General features: G+C 62.6%; 17 protein-coding genes and 1 pseudogene. 11 read left to right on the top strand and 7 right to left on the bottom strand.

Going from position 1 to position 14412, the window contains the following annotated elements; genetic code table 11:
* Positions 1-81: 81 nt before the first annotated feature.
* Positions 82-711, bottom strand: a complete 630-nt coding sequence (locus tag ABM562_RS06140) for a LysE family transporter (protein ID WP_233674620.1) — start codon at positions 709-711, stop codon at positions 82-84.
* 219 nt (positions 712-930) lie between these two features.
* Between ABM562_RS06140 and ABM562_RS06135 the strand changes: the two genes are divergently transcribed.
* The 5 genes from ABM562_RS06135 (at position 931) to ABM562_RS06115 (ending at position 4757) form a co-directional block, all read left to right on the top strand.
* Positions 931-1509, top strand: coding sequence for an NAD(P)H-dependent oxidoreductase (locus ABM562_RS06135; protein ID WP_115088724.1), 579 nt, complete (start codon positions 931-933; stop codon positions 1507-1509).
* Positions 1510-1520: 11 nt separating this feature from the next.
* Positions 1521-1889, top strand: coding sequence for a MerR family transcriptional regulator (locus tag ABM562_RS06130; protein ID WP_346616812.1), 369 nt, complete (start codon positions 1521-1523; stop codon positions 1887-1889).
* A gap of 20 nt (positions 1890-1909) precedes the next feature.
* Entirely contained in the window at positions 1910-2872 is a 963-nt protein-coding gene (locus ABM562_RS06125) for a 2-hydroxyacid dehydrogenase (RefSeq protein ID WP_460421178.1), read from the top strand.
* A 51-nt stretch (positions 2873-2923) separates the two neighbouring features.
* Complete coding sequence (locus ABM562_RS06120) at positions 2924-3922, top strand: class I SAM-dependent methyltransferase (RefSeq protein ID WP_115088727.1); 999 nt, start codon at positions 2924-2926, stop codon at positions 3920-3922.
* A gap of 247 nt (positions 3923-4169) precedes the next feature.
* Positions 4170-4757 carry a TMEM165/GDT1 family protein gene (locus ABM562_RS06115; RefSeq protein ID WP_460421176.1) on the top strand — a complete coding sequence of 196 codons (588 nt, stop codon included), beginning with the start codon at positions 4170-4172 and terminating at the stop codon, positions 4755-4757.
* Between the two features lie 111 nt (positions 4758-4868).
* On the opposite strand, the gene ABM562_RS06110 is transcribed toward ABM562_RS06115, so the two are convergent.
* Positions 4869-5684 (bottom strand): M48 family metallopeptidase, encoded by an 816-nt coding sequence (locus ABM562_RS06110; protein WP_460421174.1) that lies wholly within the window; start codon positions 5682-5684, stop codon positions 4869-4871.
* 154 nt (positions 5685-5838) lie between these two features.
* On the opposite strand from ABM562_RS06110, the pseudogene ABM562_RS06105 reads away from it, so the two are divergent.
* Positions 5839-7125 (top strand): annotated as a pseudogene (locus ABM562_RS06105) (methyl-accepting chemotaxis protein); the annotation flags it as partial.
* A 12-nt stretch (positions 7126-7137) separates the two neighbouring features.
* A complete protein-coding gene (locus ABM562_RS06100) occupies positions 7138-7980 on the top strand; it encodes a methyl-accepting chemotaxis protein (RefSeq protein WP_460421320.1) in 843 nt (280 codons plus the stop codon).
* A gap of 111 nt (positions 7981-8091) precedes the next feature.
* On the opposite strand, the gene ABM562_RS06095 is transcribed toward ABM562_RS06100, so the two are convergent.
* Genes ABM562_RS06095 through ABM562_RS06085 form a run of 3 tightly spaced genes read right to left on the bottom strand, consistent with a single transcriptional unit; the run spans position 8092 to position 9170 of the window.
* On the bottom strand, positions 8092-8715 hold the full coding sequence (locus tag ABM562_RS06095; protein ID WP_115088730.1) for an SOS response-associated peptidase: 624 nt from the start codon (positions 8713-8715) through the stop codon (positions 8092-8094).
* Between the two features lie 12 nt (positions 8716-8727).
* A complete protein-coding gene (locus ABM562_RS06090) occupies positions 8728-8988 on the bottom strand; it encodes a putative signal transducing protein (protein WP_115088731.1) in 261 nt (86 codons plus the stop codon).
* Positions 8988-9170, bottom strand: a complete 183-nt coding sequence (locus ABM562_RS06085) for a CPXCG motif-containing cysteine-rich protein (protein ID WP_134064296.1) — start codon at positions 9168-9170, stop codon at positions 8988-8990. Before ABM562_RS06085 ends, ABM562_RS06090 begins: the two co-directional genes overlap by 1 nt.
* Before the next feature lie 122 nt (positions 9171-9292).
* On the opposite strand from ABM562_RS06085, the gene ABM562_RS06080 reads away from it, so the two are divergent.
* Positions 9293-10459: a 1-acyl-sn-glycerol-3-phosphate acyltransferase gene (locus tag ABM562_RS06080; RefSeq protein WP_166675726.1), complete on the top strand. Its 1167-nt coding sequence runs from the start codon at positions 9293-9295 to the stop codon at positions 10457-10459.
* 96 nt (positions 10460-10555) lie between these two features.
* Here the strand turns inward: ABM562_RS06080 and ABM562_RS06075 are convergent, their stop codons facing one another.
* A complete protein-coding gene (locus ABM562_RS06075) occupies positions 10556-10816 on the bottom strand; it encodes a hypothetical protein (RefSeq protein WP_115088733.1) in 261 nt (86 codons plus the stop codon).
* Between the two features lie 169 nt (positions 10817-10985).
* On the opposite strand from ABM562_RS06075, the gene ABM562_RS06070 reads away from it, so the two are divergent.
* On the top strand, positions 10986-11192 hold the full coding sequence (locus ABM562_RS06070; protein WP_115088734.1) for a hypothetical protein: 207 nt from the start codon (positions 10986-10988) through the stop codon (positions 11190-11192).
* A 63-nt stretch (positions 11193-11255) separates the two neighbouring features.
* On the opposite strand, the gene ABM562_RS06065 is transcribed toward ABM562_RS06070, so the two are convergent.
* The gene (locus tag ABM562_RS06065) at positions 11256-11840 is read right to left on the bottom strand and encodes a YajG family lipoprotein (protein ID WP_115088735.1); all 585 of its coding nucleotides are present in this window, start codon (positions 11838-11840) and stop codon (positions 11256-11258) included.
* Positions 11841-12015: 175 nt separating this feature from the next.
* On the opposite strand from ABM562_RS06065, the gene ABM562_RS06060 reads away from it, so the two are divergent.
* Together ABM562_RS06060 and mqo are read left to right on the top strand one after the other, a co-directional pair.
* Positions 12016-12249, top strand: a complete 234-nt coding sequence (locus tag ABM562_RS06060; RefSeq protein ID WP_115088736.1) for a hypothetical protein — start codon at positions 12016-12018, stop codon at positions 12247-12249.
* A gap of 605 nt (positions 12250-12854) precedes the next feature.
* Positions 12855-14360: a malate dehydrogenase (quinone) gene (mqo, locus tag ABM562_RS06055; protein WP_134064298.1), complete on the top strand. Its 1506-nt coding sequence runs from the start codon at positions 12855-12857 to the stop codon at positions 14358-14360.
* The last annotated feature ends 52 nt before the right edge of the window (positions 14361-14412 follow it).

Genomic DNA, 14412 nt, shown 5'->3' with positions numbered 1-14412 from the left:
TAGAACGCCACAGCAGCGGCCAAATCAGCCAAAGGAATGATTTGGCTGCTGCAGGGACTAGTGGCGCTTAACCATTGCCGCTTAGTGCATCTCGGTAAAGGCGATCTTCACCCCCAGGGCAATCAGCACCGCGCCCATGGTGCGGTCGAACCAGTGGCCCATGCGCGCAAAGGCGGCGCGTACCCGCTGTTGGCTGAACAGCATGGCCACCAGGCAGAACCACAGGCCGGTAGCCACGGCCAGGTACGCACCATAGCCGGCCTGGATCGCCAGCGGCGTGTGCGGGTTGATGACGACGGTGAACAGCGAGAGGAAGAACAGCGTCGCCTTGGGATTCAGGCCGTTGGTCATGAAGCCTGCGACAAAGGCCGCACGTGGCGTGCGCTCGACTGTCGAGGCCTGAACGTTTTCGCTGCCAGACGCACCGGGGCGGGCGCGCAGGGCCTTGAAGCCGATGTACAGCAGGTAGGCTGCCGCCAGCCACTTCAGCGCGTTGAACAGCATGATCGACTGCGACACGATCAGGCCGATACCCAGCAGCGAATAGCCCACATGCAGGAAAATCGCGGTGCCGACGCCCAAAGCGGTCCAGGTACCGGCGCGCCGGCCGTGAGTAACACTCTCGCGTACCACCACGGCAAAGTCCGGGCCGGGGCTGGCCACCGCCAGCAGGTGAATCAACGCGACAGTCAGAAATTCGGCCCAGTACATGGGGGCTCCTTGCGGCAAAGAAGGCAATCGGGGGCGCTACATTACGCTTTCGTCCTTTCCGGCAACAGTCTCTGGTAGGAGCGGGCTTGCCCCGCGATAGCAATCTGTCAGTTGCTTCGTATCGCGTGGCAAGCCCGCTCCCACAGCCAAAGACAGGCTTGACTCTCCTCCTAAGGGCAGACGTTAACCTCAGCGCTTTTGCCCCTGGACCCGCCTTCGATGAGCAAACGAATCCTGGTGATACTCGGCCACCCTTCGCGCAACAGTTTCTGCGCTGCATTAAGCGACAGCTACATCACCAGCGCCCGCGAGCAAGGCCATGACGTCTGCCTGCTGGAGCTTGGCAACCTGGCCTTCGACCCGATCCTGCATGACGGCTATCAACAGGTACAACCCCTGGAACCCGACCTGTTGCACGCCCAGCAATTGATCAGTTGGGCCGAGCATCTGGTGTTCGTCTTCCCGGTCTGGTGGGGCGGTATTCCAGCCCTGCTCAAAGGCTTCTTCGACCGGGTCCTGCTGCCCGGCTTCGCCTTCAAGTACCGCAGCGGCTCGCCTTTCCCTGCGCAACTGCTCAAGGGCCGCAGCGCCGACCTGCTGGTGAGCATGGATACGCCGCCCTGGTACTACCGCTGGATCTATCGCATGCCCGCTCTGCAACAGATGCGCCGCACCACCCTGGGCTTCTGTGGAATCAAGGCGAAAAAGACGTTAACGTTTGGCCCCATCATCAGCTCGACCGACCAGCAACGCGAAACCTGGCTGCAGCAGGCGCGCACGCTGGCTCGTCGGTACTAAAGGGACGTTTGATGTACATCGGCAAAGCCGCGCAACTGTCCGGGGCGACCATCAAGAGCATTCGCCACTATGAGCGCATCGGCCTGTTGCCGGCGCCCAGGCGTCAAGGAAGCTATCGCCTGTATGATCAGCAGAGCATCGCCCTGCTGAGCCTGATCAAATGCGCGCAAAAGCTCGGTTTCAGCCTCAAGGAAATGCAGGCGCTGGTCGGCGATGATCAGGCCGGGCTGCCGATGGAGCGCGTGCGCCAGGCGATTGCCGGCAAGAAAGCCCATCTGCAGGCGCAGATCCAGGCGCTGCAGCTCCAACATCAAGGCCTGCTCGAGCTGCAAAGCAGTCTTGAGCAAAACCATTACGATTGCTTCGACTACACCGCTTGAGCCCTCACTGGAGCCGCCCTATGCCCACATCCCGTCGCGCCGTGTTTCTCGACCATAGCTCCCTGGACCTGGGTGACCTGGCACTGGATCGTCTCAAGGCCTGTTTCGATGAGCTGCAACTCTACCCGGCAACAGCGCCGGCGCAGGTCGCCGAACGCCTGCAGGGCGCAACCGTGGCGATCAGCAACAAGGTCATGATCGACGCCGCCACCCTGGCGGCCTGCCCCGAGCTGAAGCTGATCCTGGTGGCCGCCACCGGTACTAACAATGTCGACCTGCAGGCGGCCCGCGCCCAGGGTGTGGTGGTCAGCAATTGCCAGGGCTACGGCACGCCGTCGGTGGCGCAACACACCCTGACCCTGCTGCTGGCGCTGGCTACGCGCCTGAGCGACTATCAAAAGGCCGTCGCCGACGGCCAGTGGGCAAAGGCCAAACAGTTCTGCCTGCTGGACTTCCCCATCGTCGAACTGGAGGGCAAGACCCTCGGCCTGCTCGGCCATGGCGAACTGGGCGGTGCGGTAGCGCGCCTGGCCGAAGCCTTCGGCATGTGCGTATTGCTTGGCCAGTTGCCCGGCCGCCCGCCCCGCGAAGACCGAATTGCGCTGGACGAGCTGCTGCCGCAGATCGACGCCCTGACCCTGCACTGCCCGCTCAACGAACACACCCGCCACCTGATCGGTGCCCGGCAACTGGCCCTGCTCAAGCCCGGCGCCTTTGTGATCAACACCGCCCGCGGCGGCCTGATCGACGAGCAAGCACTGGCCGACGCCTTGCGTGCCGGCCACCTGGGCGGCGCGGCGACCGATGTGCTCAGTGTCGAGCCGCCGGTCAACGGCAACCCGCTGCTGGCTGCGGACATCCCGCGCCTGATTGTCACCCCGCACAGCGCCTGGGGCGCAGTCGAATCACGGCAGCGTATCGTTGAGCAATTGAGCGAAAACGCCGAGGCGTTTTTCGCCGGCAGCCCGCGCCGCCAGGTCTAAGCCAGGCCAGGCTCTGGTAAACTGCGCCACTTTTTTCAGGAGTCGCCGTCCATGGACCCGCGCAGTGAAGTGTTGCTTCGTCAGGCCGATCTTTTCCAGGGCTCGCTGTTGCTGGCCGGTTTGCCTGCCGACGACCTGCTCGGCAAATTGCCCGCGGCCCATGGCTGGAGCTGGCATGCCGGCGATCAGGCGGCGCTCGATGCACGCTTCGCCGGGCGCAGCCACTTCGGCGTAGAAGCGCCAGCCCAGGCCTTCGACGCCGCCGTCTTGTTTTTGCCCAAGTCCCGCGACCTGGCCAATTACCTGCTCAACGCCCTGGCTTCGCGTTTGGCCGGCCGTGAGCTGTACCTGGTCGGCGAGAAACGCGGCGGCATCGAAGGTGCGGCCAAGCAGCTGCACGCCTTCGGCAAGCCGCGCAAACTCGACAGCGCCCGCCATTGCCAGCTGTGGCAGGTCACGGTGGAACACGCGCCTGAAGCCAAATCACTGGAAAGCCTGGCCGAGCATTTCCAACTGGAGCTGGCCGATGGCCCGCTGCAGATCGTCAGCCTGCCGGGTGTGTTCAGCCACGGTCGCCTGGATCGCGGCAGCGCCCTGCTGCTGGAAAACCTCGATCAATTGCCCACCGGCCACGTGCTGGATTTCGGTTGTGGTGCGGGCGTCCTCGGCGCGGCCATCAAACGTCGCTATCCGCAAAACCGCATCACTTTGCTTGACGTTGATGCCTTCGCCGTCGCCAGCAGCCGCCTGACCCTGGCCGCCAATGGCCTGGAGGGTGAGGTGATCAGCGGCGACGGCATCGATGCTGCACCGCGCGAGCTGGACGTAATCATCAGCAATCCGCCGTTCCATACCGGGGTGCACACCAACTATCAGGCCTCAGAAAACCTGCTGAGAAAATCTGCCGATCATCTGAAAAAAGGCGGCGAAATGCGCCTGGTGGCCAACAGCTTCCTGCGCTATCAGCCGCTGATCGAAGAGGCCCTGGGCAACTGCAGGATCCGCGACGAAGGGCAAGGCTTTCGTATCTACCAGGCAACACGCGGTTAAAAAGAGCGCTTGCCGAAACGGATTCGCCTAGGCAGAATCCGCTCCGTCCTAGGGGAGTAGTCTCCCGCGAGCACCCAGCTCGCCCGGTACGCGTCAACATACTTGGTCCACAGACCATGGCGCATGCGACCCACGGTCCGCACAGACGGACCCAGGGTTTGACAAGACCTATGACACGAACACCTTACCCGGGGCGGGAAGGTTGTACGTGTCATAGCCGTGTCGACCCGCCCCCGTAGGAATCCTGATGCTGGAATCATTGCTCGTCCCCACCGCGATCGTGGCCCTCGCCGAAATTGGCGACAAGACCCAATTGCTCGCGCTGATCCTTGCCGCGCGCTTTCGCAAACCCTGGCCGATCATCGCCGGTATCATCGCTGCAACCCTGGCCAACCATGCGGCTGCAGGCGCTGTCGGTGCCTGGGTCAGTACCTTCTTCAGCGCCGCTACCCTGCACTGGATTCTCGCGGCCAGCTTTGCTGCCACGGCGTTGTGGACGCTGATTCCGGACAAGATGGATGACGACGAATCCAGTACGGCACGGCGCTTCGGCCCGTTCCTGACCACCCTGATCGCGTTCTTCATCGCTGAAATCGGCGACAAGACCCAGGTCGCCACGGTGATGCTGGCGGCGCAGTATCCGCACCTGATCATGGTGATCATCGGTACCACCCTGGGCATGTTGATTGCCAACGTGCCGGTGGTACTGGCGGGTAACTTTGCTGCGGAGAAACTGCCGCTGATCCTGATCCGCCGCCTGGCTTCGGCCGCGTTCTTCGTCCTGGCCGCTGTGGCGGTGTATTCGGCGATGCAGGTCAGTGGCTGGATAGGCTGACCGGTGGTGACTTCATCGCTGGCAAGCCAGCTCCCACAGGCCTTGTATACACAGGACCCTGTGGGAGCCGGTCTTGCCGGCGATGGGCCGCAGCGCGGCCCCGGCTATAACTTACTTGTGGGCCTGCTCGTACAACGGCATCACCTTCGGAATCGCCGCCTGCAACGACGCCTGACGGCTGGCCGACGCCGGGTGAGTACTCGTGAACTCTGGCTGCGAACTGCCCGAAGCCTGGGCCATCTTGTCCCACAGGCTGATCGCCGCATTCGGGTTGTAACCGGCACGGGCGGCCAGTTCCAGGCCGATCAGGTCGGCTTCGTTCTCGTTGCCGCGGCTGTTAGGCAAGGTCAGGCTGTACTGCACCACCGCGTCGGCAAGCGCCATGCTGCTCTCTCCAACACCGAGCAAGATGCTGGCGCCCTGTCGGCCCATTTGCACAGCGTAGGCCTGGGACATGGCTTCACGACCGTGCTCACGCAGGGCGTGGGCAATTTCATGGCCCATCACCGCGGCAAGTTCGTCATCGGTGAGCTTGAGCTGCTCGATCAAGCCGCTGTAGACAAAAATCTTGCCGCCAGGCCCACAGCTGGCGTTGAGCTCGTCGCTCTTGATCAGGTTCACTTCCCAGTTCCACTGCGCCGAATCCGGGCGGAACTGCGGGGCCTGGGCAATCAGGCGGTTGGCAATGGTCTGCACGCGTTTGGCATTGGCGCTGCTCTTGTCAAGTATCCCCTTGCTCGAAGCTTCGCCCAGGGTTTGCTGGTAGGACTGGGCATACATCTGATTGACCTGGGCGGTCGAAAGCAAAGGGAACATGTATTGCGTACGCTCGACACCCACGGCGCCGCCGCTGGTGGTGTTCACCGCCTGGCAGCCAGCGAGCAGGACGCTGGCGCTCAATGCACCGATTACAAATGACTTACGCATGAAAACACTCCCTTCGAACATGCCGCGTATCCTAGGCCGACTCGGTTGAGCCCGCCATATCCCTGATGAAGATTTCTCCAGACGGTGCTCATGCTTTCGCCCCGCCGGGCCGATAACGCAAGGCAGACGCCTTTCCTTGCGCTTGGAGCCCCACATGAAGTTCCGGTCGATCCAGTTTTCCGTCGCCGCCCTGGCTGGCGCCATTGTCCTGAGTATTGTCGCTGCCCTGGTGCTCTACGCCGTGTACTCCGGCGAACGCACCCAGGAGCTGGTGCAAAGCCGCACCCAGCAGCAGTTCGAAGCGGTGATCGAGCAGCGCCTGACCGCCCTGGCGCGGACTCAGGTCAGCGAGATCCAGCGCGGCCTGGAAGCGCCGCTGCTGATTGCCCGCGGCCTTGCCACCAGCAACGCCATGCTCGGCATGCAGGACGCCAGCGGCAATCCGCTGCTGAAGATCGAACGCCAACAACTGATTGCCCTGCTCAAGCAGACGGCGCTGACCAACCCGCTGATCCTCGGCACCTACCTGGGTTGGGAAACCAATGCCCTGGACCACGATGACGCGCGCTTCGCCGGTACCTCGGTCACCGGTATCGACAGCGCCACCGGGCGCTTCCTGCCCTGGTGGTTCCGCAACGAAGACGGCAGCCTGGGCCTGGACAAGCTGGCCGACGTCAATGACCAGACCATCCTTGCCACCGGCGTGCGCGCCAGTGAGTACTACCTGTGCCCGCGGGAATCGAAGAAAGCCTGTGTCATCGACCCGGCGCCTTATAAGGTCGGCGACAAGGTGGTGATGCTCGCCTCGTTCGTCGAGCCGATCATGATCGACGGCAAGTTCCAGGGCATCGCCGGCGCCGACCTCTCGGTTAACTTCATCCAGGAACTGCTCATTACCGCCGACCGCCAGCTGTACGACGGCGCCGGCGAACTGGCGCTGGTGTCCGGCAACGGCCGCCTGGTGGCCTTCACCAAAGACCCGGGCAAGTTTGGCGAGAAAGCCAGCGACGTCCTCGACGCCAATGCCGCCGGCACCCTGGCACAATTGAGCGGCGAAAAACTGCACTACGAAGTCGATCAGGCCGCTGGCCGCATCGAGCTGTACCTGCCGTTCAAGATCGCCAATACCGACGCCCGCTGGACCCTGCTGCTGGAGCTGCCGATCAGCGCAGTGATGGCCGATGTGGAAAAACTGCAAAGCGACCTCAGCGCCCAGCGCCGCACCGACATCACCGGCATGACCGTGGTCGGCCTGGGCATCGCCGCCCTTGGCCTGCTGGTGATCTGGCTGCTGGCCCACGGCATTGCCCGGCCGCTGCGGCAGATGGTGGCGATGCTCGATGACATCGCCCAGGGCGAAGGCGACCTGACCCGCCGCCTGAGCAGCGATCGCGCCGACGAACTGGGCTCGATCGCCAAGGGCTTCAACACTTTCCTGAGCAAGCTGCAGGCGATGATCAGCCAGGTGGTGGCCTCGGTGCAGAAGGTCAGCGACTCCTCGGAGCACACCGCCGACATCGCCATCCGCACCAATCAGGGCGTGCACAAGCAGATGGCCGAGATCGACCTGGTGGCCACCGCCGTACACGAGATGACCGCCACTGCCCAGGACGTGGCGCGCAACGCCACCCATGCGGCCCAGGCCGCCAGCAATGCGGACCATGCGGCCCACCAGGGCCTGGCCATCGTGCGCGATACGTCCCATTCGATCAGCGCCCTGGCCGAGGAAATCGGCCGCGCGGTCGGCGTGGTGCAGAATCTGGCCCGTGACAGCGAAAACATCAACGCCATCCTTATCGCCATCCGCGCGATTGCCGAGCAGACCAACCTGCTGGCGCTCAACGCCGCCATCGAGGCGGCCCGCGCGGGTGAACAGGGCCGTGGTTTTGCCGTGGTGGCCGACGAGGTGCGTAACCTGGCACAGAAAACCCAGCAGGCCACGGAAGAAATCCAGCAGATGATCCAGCAACTGCAGCAGGGTACCCGCGATGTGGTGCGGGTGATGGAAGACAGCCAGGGCAAGACCGACGACAGCGTGCAGCAGGCCGCCCGCGCCGCCGAGGCACTGGAGAGCATCACCCAGGCGGTATCGGTGATCAACGACATGAACACGCAGATTGCCAGCGCTGCCGAAGAGCAGAGCGCGGTGGCCGAAGACATCAACCGCAATGTGATCAATATCGGCCAGGTGGCTAACGAGGTAGCTGGCGGGGCGGATGAGTCGAGTACCGCCAGTGCCGAGCTGACCAAGCTGGCCGAGCAGCAGCGGCGCTTGATCAATCAGTTCAGGGTGTGAGGTCTTGGGGCTGCTTCGCAGCCCATCGCTGGCAAGGCCAGCTCCCACAAGGTCAGTACACACACTCCACTGTGGGAGCCGGCCTTGCCGGCGAAGCCCTTTCAAGCACCCTCAAGCCGGGGTCAAACACTCCGGCCCATTAAGCTTCGGATCGTTGACCATATTGGCCAACACCCGCTCACGCAGCGGTGCCTGGCCGCCCGCCAGCAGCTCGTACAAGCGCGCTGGCGGGGTTTCGGGATCAAGCCAGGCTGCCTGCCCGGCCGCATCGAGAATCAGCGGCCGACGCTGGCTCAGCGCTGCCTGGGTCACCACTGCGGTGCTCAGCCAGACCTGGTCCTGCACCGGATACGCCTCCCAGATCGCGGCAAAAAACAGCGAAGAGCCCTCCCCCGGCGTCAGCCAGTACGGCCGTTTGCGCTGGGTGCCACGCCACTCGTAGAAACCGTTGGCCGGCAGCAGGCAGCGGCGCAGGCGAAAGGCTTCACGAAACATCGGCTGTTCGGCCAGGGTCTCGGCCCGGGCATGAGCCGGGGTGCGCGATAAATCGGTGAGCCAGGCGGGAGTCAGCCCCCAGCGTGCCCGCGCCAGTTCCATCTGACCATCGTCGAGGCGGCGCTGAATCAGCACCGAAGCGCCGGGGGAGATGTTCCATTGCGCCTGCTGGTCACTGGGAAATCCCGGCAAGGCAGCAAAGGCGGGAGACCAGCGAAACAGTGCATAACGTCCACACATGAGGGCAAAAACCTAGCAAATCAGGGTTCCGGGGATGTTCTCCGGTTCGTCGCCCGCAAGTGGCTGGGCGCTATTGTACGCGGCGATCAGCTGGCGTGCGCTGTCGGCCTGCTCATCGGCGACCGCCAGGCCCAGCAGGCCGTGCATCGGCAGGTCGCCCATGGCGCCCATCAGGTCGCGGCCAACCAGGTGCACGGGGATGCCTTCACTGGCGAGCATGCCGATGAGCATTTCGGCTTCCAGCAGGCTTTCGGGATCGTAGATTCGCCGCATCAGTCATTCTCACCATAAACGTCCAGCATCCATTCCTCGCCATGCACCTGCAGCACGAACCTGATCGGCTTGCAGCACACCTGGCAGTCCTCGATGTACTCCTGATCACCGCCCGACAGGTCCACCGTCGTCTCGACTTCTTCACCACAATAAGGACAATCGTAGAACGCTGTCTCCAGCATCGCGGCCTCCCGAGTGACTTGTGCGTATAATTGCCGGTCTATTTACAGGTCCTGAGTGTGTCTGAGCCGTTTTTCAGACCCCGGCCCCTACCTATTACCCTAGCCGTTTCCAACAAGAGAGCATGATGGGCGAATTCGATGCCATCCGACCGTACGACGACGCTGAAGTCCCTGCCGTTCTGGCACGGCTGCTCAGCGACCCGGCATTCCTCGATATCCTCACCCACTTCCGCTTCCCGCGCATGGCCGGGGCCTTCGGCTGGCTGCTCAAGCCGCTGATCGCCCGGCGCCTGCGTAAAGAGTTTGCCGGGGTCAGCTGCGTCTCGACCCTGCAGGACAAGGTCGAATACTACGTCGACCACACCATCGAGCGGGCGACCGACGGCGTGACCTACACCGGCGTCGAGCAGCTCAAGTCGGGTACCGCCTACCTGTTCCTGGCCAACCACCGCGATATCGTCATGGACCCGGCGTTCGTCAACTATGCCGTGTACCACGCCGGCCTGCCGACCCCGCGGATCGCCATCGGCGACAACCTGCTGCAAAAGCCGTTCGTCAGCGACATGATGCGCCTGAACAAGAGCTTTATCGTTCATCGCTCGATCAGTGGCCGCCGGGAAAAGCTTGCTGCTTACCAGTTGCTCTCAGCCTACATCAACCATTCGATCCGCAATGATTGCCAGTCGATCTGGATCGCCCAGGCCGAAGGCCGGGCCAAGGATGGTGATGACCGTACCGATTCGGCAATCCTGAAAATGTTCCACATGAGCCGCAAGGACGAGCCGTTCGGCGCAGTGATCCAGTCGCTGAACCTGAGCCCGGTGTCGATCAGTTACGAGTACGACCCGTGCGACCAGGCCAAGGCCCGCGAGCTGTACATTCGCGCCACCACCGGCACTTACAGCAAGGCCCCCGGTGAAGATGACGTCAGCATTGCCCAGGGCATTACTGGCTACAAAGGCCGTGTGCACATCAACTTTGCCCCGCCGGTGACCGCGTTTGTCGAGGACACCAAGCAACTGGCCGCCGAGATCGATCGGCAGATTCTGGCCGGCTACCGGTTGTTCCCGGTGCATTACCTGGCGTATGCGCAATGGGCTGATGCCGATCCGGCGCTGGACGTGCCGGCAGCGGCCAAGGTGTTCCCGGCCGATGAACTGGCCCGCGCCCAGGCCGAATGGCAACGCCGCCTGGACGCCTGTCCGGCCGAGCAGCGGCCGTACCTGGTGCAGCAGTATGCGACGCCGGTACGCAATCAGTACCGGGTCAAGGCGGGGTTGGCGCTTTAGGTCGCACCGCGTCGCCTGCATCGCTGGCAAGCCAGCTCCCACAGGAACACTCTGGGGGAGCTGGCTTGCCAGCGATGGGCTGCGAAGCAGCCCCGATCACACCCAGGTGCTGAACCAGGACAGCAACAAGGCCAGCGCCAAAAAGGCAAAACCGAGAATGTAGTAGAAACGGTTGATGCGCAGGCTCATGCCATCGACCACCACTTCATCGGCGGCCATGCCCGCCAGGGTTTGCGCCGCGCGGCGGCGGGCGCTGTGCAGCAGCAAGCCGCCCGGGCAGGTCAGCACCAGAGCCAGCAGGTTGATCAGCTTGGCCGGATGGGCGGCAAACAGCCCCCAGATCACTTGCAACGACATCGCAAAACCTCAAAAGAAGTACATCGATACTTTCGACACGGCGGGCATTCTACCCAAGCCCCGTGCCCCTGCCTGCCCTTTGCGACAAACGACGATTAATTCGCACCGTCACACGCTCGTCATCTAGGCACGCCACTCTATCGGCCGTCGTCACCCACCGGAGCTTGTCATGCTGCACGCCGAAAACCAGGACCGCCTCTACCTGATCGCCCAGAGCGACGAGCAGCAGGCGCTGATCGACGGCCTGGCGTTCAACGTCCAGGACCGCCAATGGCTGGTGTACTGCGCCTTGGGCGGGCACGCTCATGATGATCTGCCCGAAGTCGACGTTCCGACCGGCATCAGCATGCTGGACTTCTACGTCGAAGCCGCCTGAGCGCCCAGAAACGCAAAAGCCCGATGCCTGCCACGCAGACATCGGGCTTTTTGCTGTTGGGATTTATTCGCCGAGGATCTGCCCGATGGCCTGGTCCTTGAACAGACGGGTCAGCGCATCGCTGAGCACATCGCCCACCAGCTTGGTGTTGGTCTCCTGGTTGGGTGCCATGCCGAAGCGCTGGTCCAGCGAAGCACCGTAACGGCCGCTGTAGCGACGGTTGGCGTTGGCCACGTCAGCCTTGAAGGTCGCACCGATGGTGGCTTCGGTCACGTACATGCCTTCTTTTGGCGACTGGTACTTGAGTTCGGCCAGGGTCACGGTCAGCTGGGGCGCGTTGTAGGCGTTCGGCGTCGGGGTGAAGCCCAGCAGACGCACCGCCGCTTCGGCCTGGGCCTGCAGTTTTGGCAGGATGTCGTTGCCGGCCACGGTGATGGCGCTGGTTTCCGGGTACAGGCCGCCACGGGTGCCCAGGGTTTGCGAAGCACGGCCATCAACCACCTTGACCACCACCGGCTGACCATGGCCGACCGGCGCCAGCTGGGCGTTGAGTTTCGGTTGCGGGCTGAGTTGTTGCGGGCTGTGGGCACAACCGGCCAGGGTCAGACTGGTCACCGCGATCAAACCGAACAACAAACGTTGCAACATGCTCATCTCTCCAGAATAGGCAGCAAAGGCCGCCAGTATAACCAGCACGGGGCAGCCCAGCTATCGGCGTGCCATTAGTGAATAAGACAGGCGTGCCCAGCCCCGGTTCGCTGTCACAATCGTTTCATCACTGCTCGGTTATCCTTGCCTCAGTTCTTCACAGGGATACCTCGCCATGTCCTCGCTCCTGGCCTTGCTGTTCAAACGCAATCCGCAACGCTGCTTCGCCCGCCTCGACGCCTTGGGCCATTGCCAGGCCTTCAAGCAGTGTGCGCAGGCTCCTTCGACCAGCGGCTGGGTGGAAATCAACGAAATTCGCCTGGCCTGGCTTAACCGCCCGCTGCCCGCCAGCGCCCGTGTTTCAAAGCGTGTCAGCGGAAACTGGCTGCAGCGCAGCCTCGCCGCCTGAGTTTTGCCTCAATAAAAGTCGCTAATAAAGAGCTTTTCTGCCCGCGACATCGCTATAATCTCCCCCCGATTATAAGGACGTCTCCTGATCGGGCCTCGCAGTACCGCCAATGCCCAGCATTGCGCATCCCCCGCACCGCCCACAGAGAGCCTTCCACACAGGTCTTGCACCAGCCAGTGTGCCTGCGTCATTCGGCCCTCTGCTCTGCCTGAACCTGCCGGGTCTGCCATCGCGCAGTCCATTTTGAGGTTCACGTCTCCAAAAGAGCGTGAAAAAACGGGTTTTCACAACTTCACGAGAGTGTGGCGAGCAATGAACAGTCTGGCATGTGCAAAAGCACCTAAAGTGTCCCGAACAGCCCTGAACAGCTGGCAACAGCGCTCATTTGCAATGGGTGCCTGAAACCGGTCCATAACGCACGACGGATACCTTGACCATAAGTCGAATTGCCGCACCGGCTGTAAAATGCGTTCATAGGCAACGCAAAGCCCGGTTGGTGGTGTCCGCTGAAGTTGCAAAAACTGCGAAGAATCGGACATGGCGATCCTGGCAAGCCAGGGATCCTATGCTGTCAATTTGGTGCTGAAGATTTTGGAGACGCGTTAATGGCGCAGAACGAAGCAGTCGATGTAGTACTGGTAGGGGCAGGCATCATGAGTGCCACCCTGGCCGTACTGCTCAAGGAACTCGACCCGGCGATCAAGCTGGAAGTCGTCGAGTTGATGGATTCGGGTGCCGCGGAAAGTTCCAACCCGTGGAACAACGCCGGGACCGGCCATGCCGGGCTGTGTGAACTGAACTACACGCCACAGGCCGCCGACGGCAGCATCGATATCAAGAAAGCGGTGCACATCAACACCCAGTTCGAGGTGTCCCGGCAGTTCTGGGCCTACCTGAGCAAAAAAGGCGCATTCAGCTCGCCACGGGCGTTCATCAACCCTGTGCCGCACCTGAGCTACGTCGAGGGCGAAAAGGGCATCAGCTTCCTCAAGAAGCGCTTCGAGATGCTCAAGCAGCATCATGCCTTCGCCGAGATGGAATACACCGAAGACAAGGCGCTGATGAACGAGTGGATGCCGCTGATGATGCCAGGTCGCCCAGCCGACCAGCAGATCGCTGCCACCCGCGTCATGAAAGGCACCGACGTCAACTTCGGCGCGCTGACCAACAAGCTGCTCAAGCACCTGGCCAACGCTCCCGAAGCACAGGTCAAGTACTGCAAGAAGGTCACCGGCCTGCGCCGTAACGGCAGTGGCTGGACCGTCAGCATCAAGGACGTCAACAGCGGCAGCAGCCGTGAAGTCGACGCCCGCTTCGTGTTCCTCGGCGCCGGTGGCGCGGCCCTGCCGCTGCTGCAACTGTCGGGTATCGAGGAGAGCAAGGGCTTTGGCGGCTTCCCGGTCAGTGGCCAGTGGCTGCGTTGCGACAATCCGGAAGTAGTCAAGCGCCACCAGGCCAAGGTCTACAGCCAGGCTGCGGTAGGCTCGCCACCGATGTCGGTGCCGCACCTGGACACCCGCGTGGTCGACGGCAAGACCTCGCTGCTGTTCGGCCCGTATGCCGGCTTCACCACCAAGTTCCTCAAGCACGGCTCGTTCCTCGACCTGCCGCTGTCGGTACGCATGGGCAACATCGGCCCGATGCTGGCCGTGGCCCGCGACAACATGGACCTGACCAAGTACCTGGTCAGCGAAGTGATGCAGTCGATGGAGCAGCGGCTGGACTCCCTGCGCCGCTTCTACCCCGAGGCCAAAGCCGAGGACTGGCGCCTGGAAGTGGCTGGCCAGCGCGTGCAGATCATCAAGAAAGACCCGAAAAAAGGCGGCATCCTGCAATTCGGTACCGAACTGGTCGCAGCCAAGGACGGCTCCCTGGCCGCCTTGCTCGGTGCTTCGCCGGGTGCTTCGGTGACTGTGTCGATCATGCTGGAACTGATCGAGCGCTGCTTCCCCGAACAGACCAAGGGCGCCTGGGCTGCCAAGCTCAAGGAAATTTTCCCCGCCCGGGAAAAGGTCCTGGCCACCGACGCTGCCCTGTATCACAAGATCAGCGCGCACAACGACGAGGTCCTGGGCCTGGTCGAAAGCAGCCCGGCACAGAGCTACGCGTAACTTGCCGGCATAAAAAAACGCCCTTCGGGGCGTTTTTTTATGGGCGCTGTTT

It is taken from the genome of Pseudomonas sp. ZL2 (assembly GCF_054788455.1).
Note: the sequence above shows the minus strand (reverse complement) of the source record. Positions and strands in the feature narration are given on the sequence as shown.

Coding starts and splice junctions, on each gene's coding strand:
- ABM562_RS06095 (WP_115088730.1), bottom strand. CDS start 8,715: ATGTGTGGACGTTATGCACTGTTTCGCTGGTCTCCCGCCTTTGCTGCC.
- ABM562_RS06135 (WP_115088724.1), top strand. CDS start 931: ATGAGCAAACGAATCCTGGTGATACTCGGCCACCCTTCGCGCAACAGT.
- ABM562_RS06080 (WP_166675726.1), top strand. CDS start 9,293: ATGATGGGCGAATTCGATGCCATCCGACCGTACGACGACGCTGAAGTC.
- ABM562_RS06140 (WP_233674620.1), bottom strand. CDS start 711: ATGTACTGGGCCGAATTTCTGACTGTCGCGTTGATTCACCTGCTGGCG.
- ABM562_RS06125 (WP_460421178.1), top strand. CDS start 1,910: ATGCCCACATCCCGTCGCGCCGTGTTTCTCGACCATAGCTCCCTGGAC.
- ABM562_RS06075 (WP_115088733.1), bottom strand. CDS start 10,816: ATGTCGTTGCAAGTGATCTGGGGGCTGTTTGCCGCCCATCCGGCCAAG.
- ABM562_RS06110 (WP_460421174.1), bottom strand. CDS start 5,684: ATGCGTAAGTCATTTGTAATCGGTGCATTGAGCGCCAGCGTCCTGCTC.
- ABM562_RS06060 (WP_115088736.1), top strand. CDS start 12,016: ATGTCCTCGCTCCTGGCCTTGCTGTTCAAACGCAATCCGCAACGCTGC.
- mqo (WP_134064298.1), top strand. CDS start 12,855: ATGGCGCAGAACGAAGCAGTCGATGTAGTACTGGTAGGGGCAGGCATC.
- ABM562_RS06120 (WP_115088727.1), top strand. CDS start 2,924: ATGGACCCGCGCAGTGAAGTGTTGCTTCGTCAGGCCGATCTTTTCCAG.
- ABM562_RS06115 (WP_460421176.1), top strand. CDS start 4,170: ATGCTGGAATCATTGCTCGTCCCCACCGCGATCGTGGCCCTCGCCGAA.
- ABM562_RS06070 (WP_115088734.1), top strand. CDS start 10,986: ATGCTGCACGCCGAAAACCAGGACCGCCTCTACCTGATCGCCCAGAGC.
- ABM562_RS06090 (WP_115088731.1), bottom strand. CDS start 8,988: ATGCGGCGAATCTACGATCCCGAAAGCCTGCTGGAAGCCGAAATGCTC.
- ABM562_RS06065 (WP_115088735.1), bottom strand. CDS start 11,840: ATGTTGCAACGTTTGTTGTTCGGTTTGATCGCGGTGACCAGTCTGACC.
- ABM562_RS06100 (WP_460421320.1), top strand. CDS start 7,138: ATGATCAGCCAGGTGGTGGCCTCGGTGCAGAAGGTCAGCGACTCCTCG.
- ABM562_RS06130 (WP_346616812.1), top strand. CDS start 1,521: ATGTACATCGGCAAAGCCGCGCAACTGTCCGGGGCGACCATCAAGAGC.
- ABM562_RS06085 (WP_134064296.1), bottom strand. CDS start 9,170: ATGCTGGAGACAGCGTTCTACGATTGTCCTTATTGTGGTGAAGAAGTC.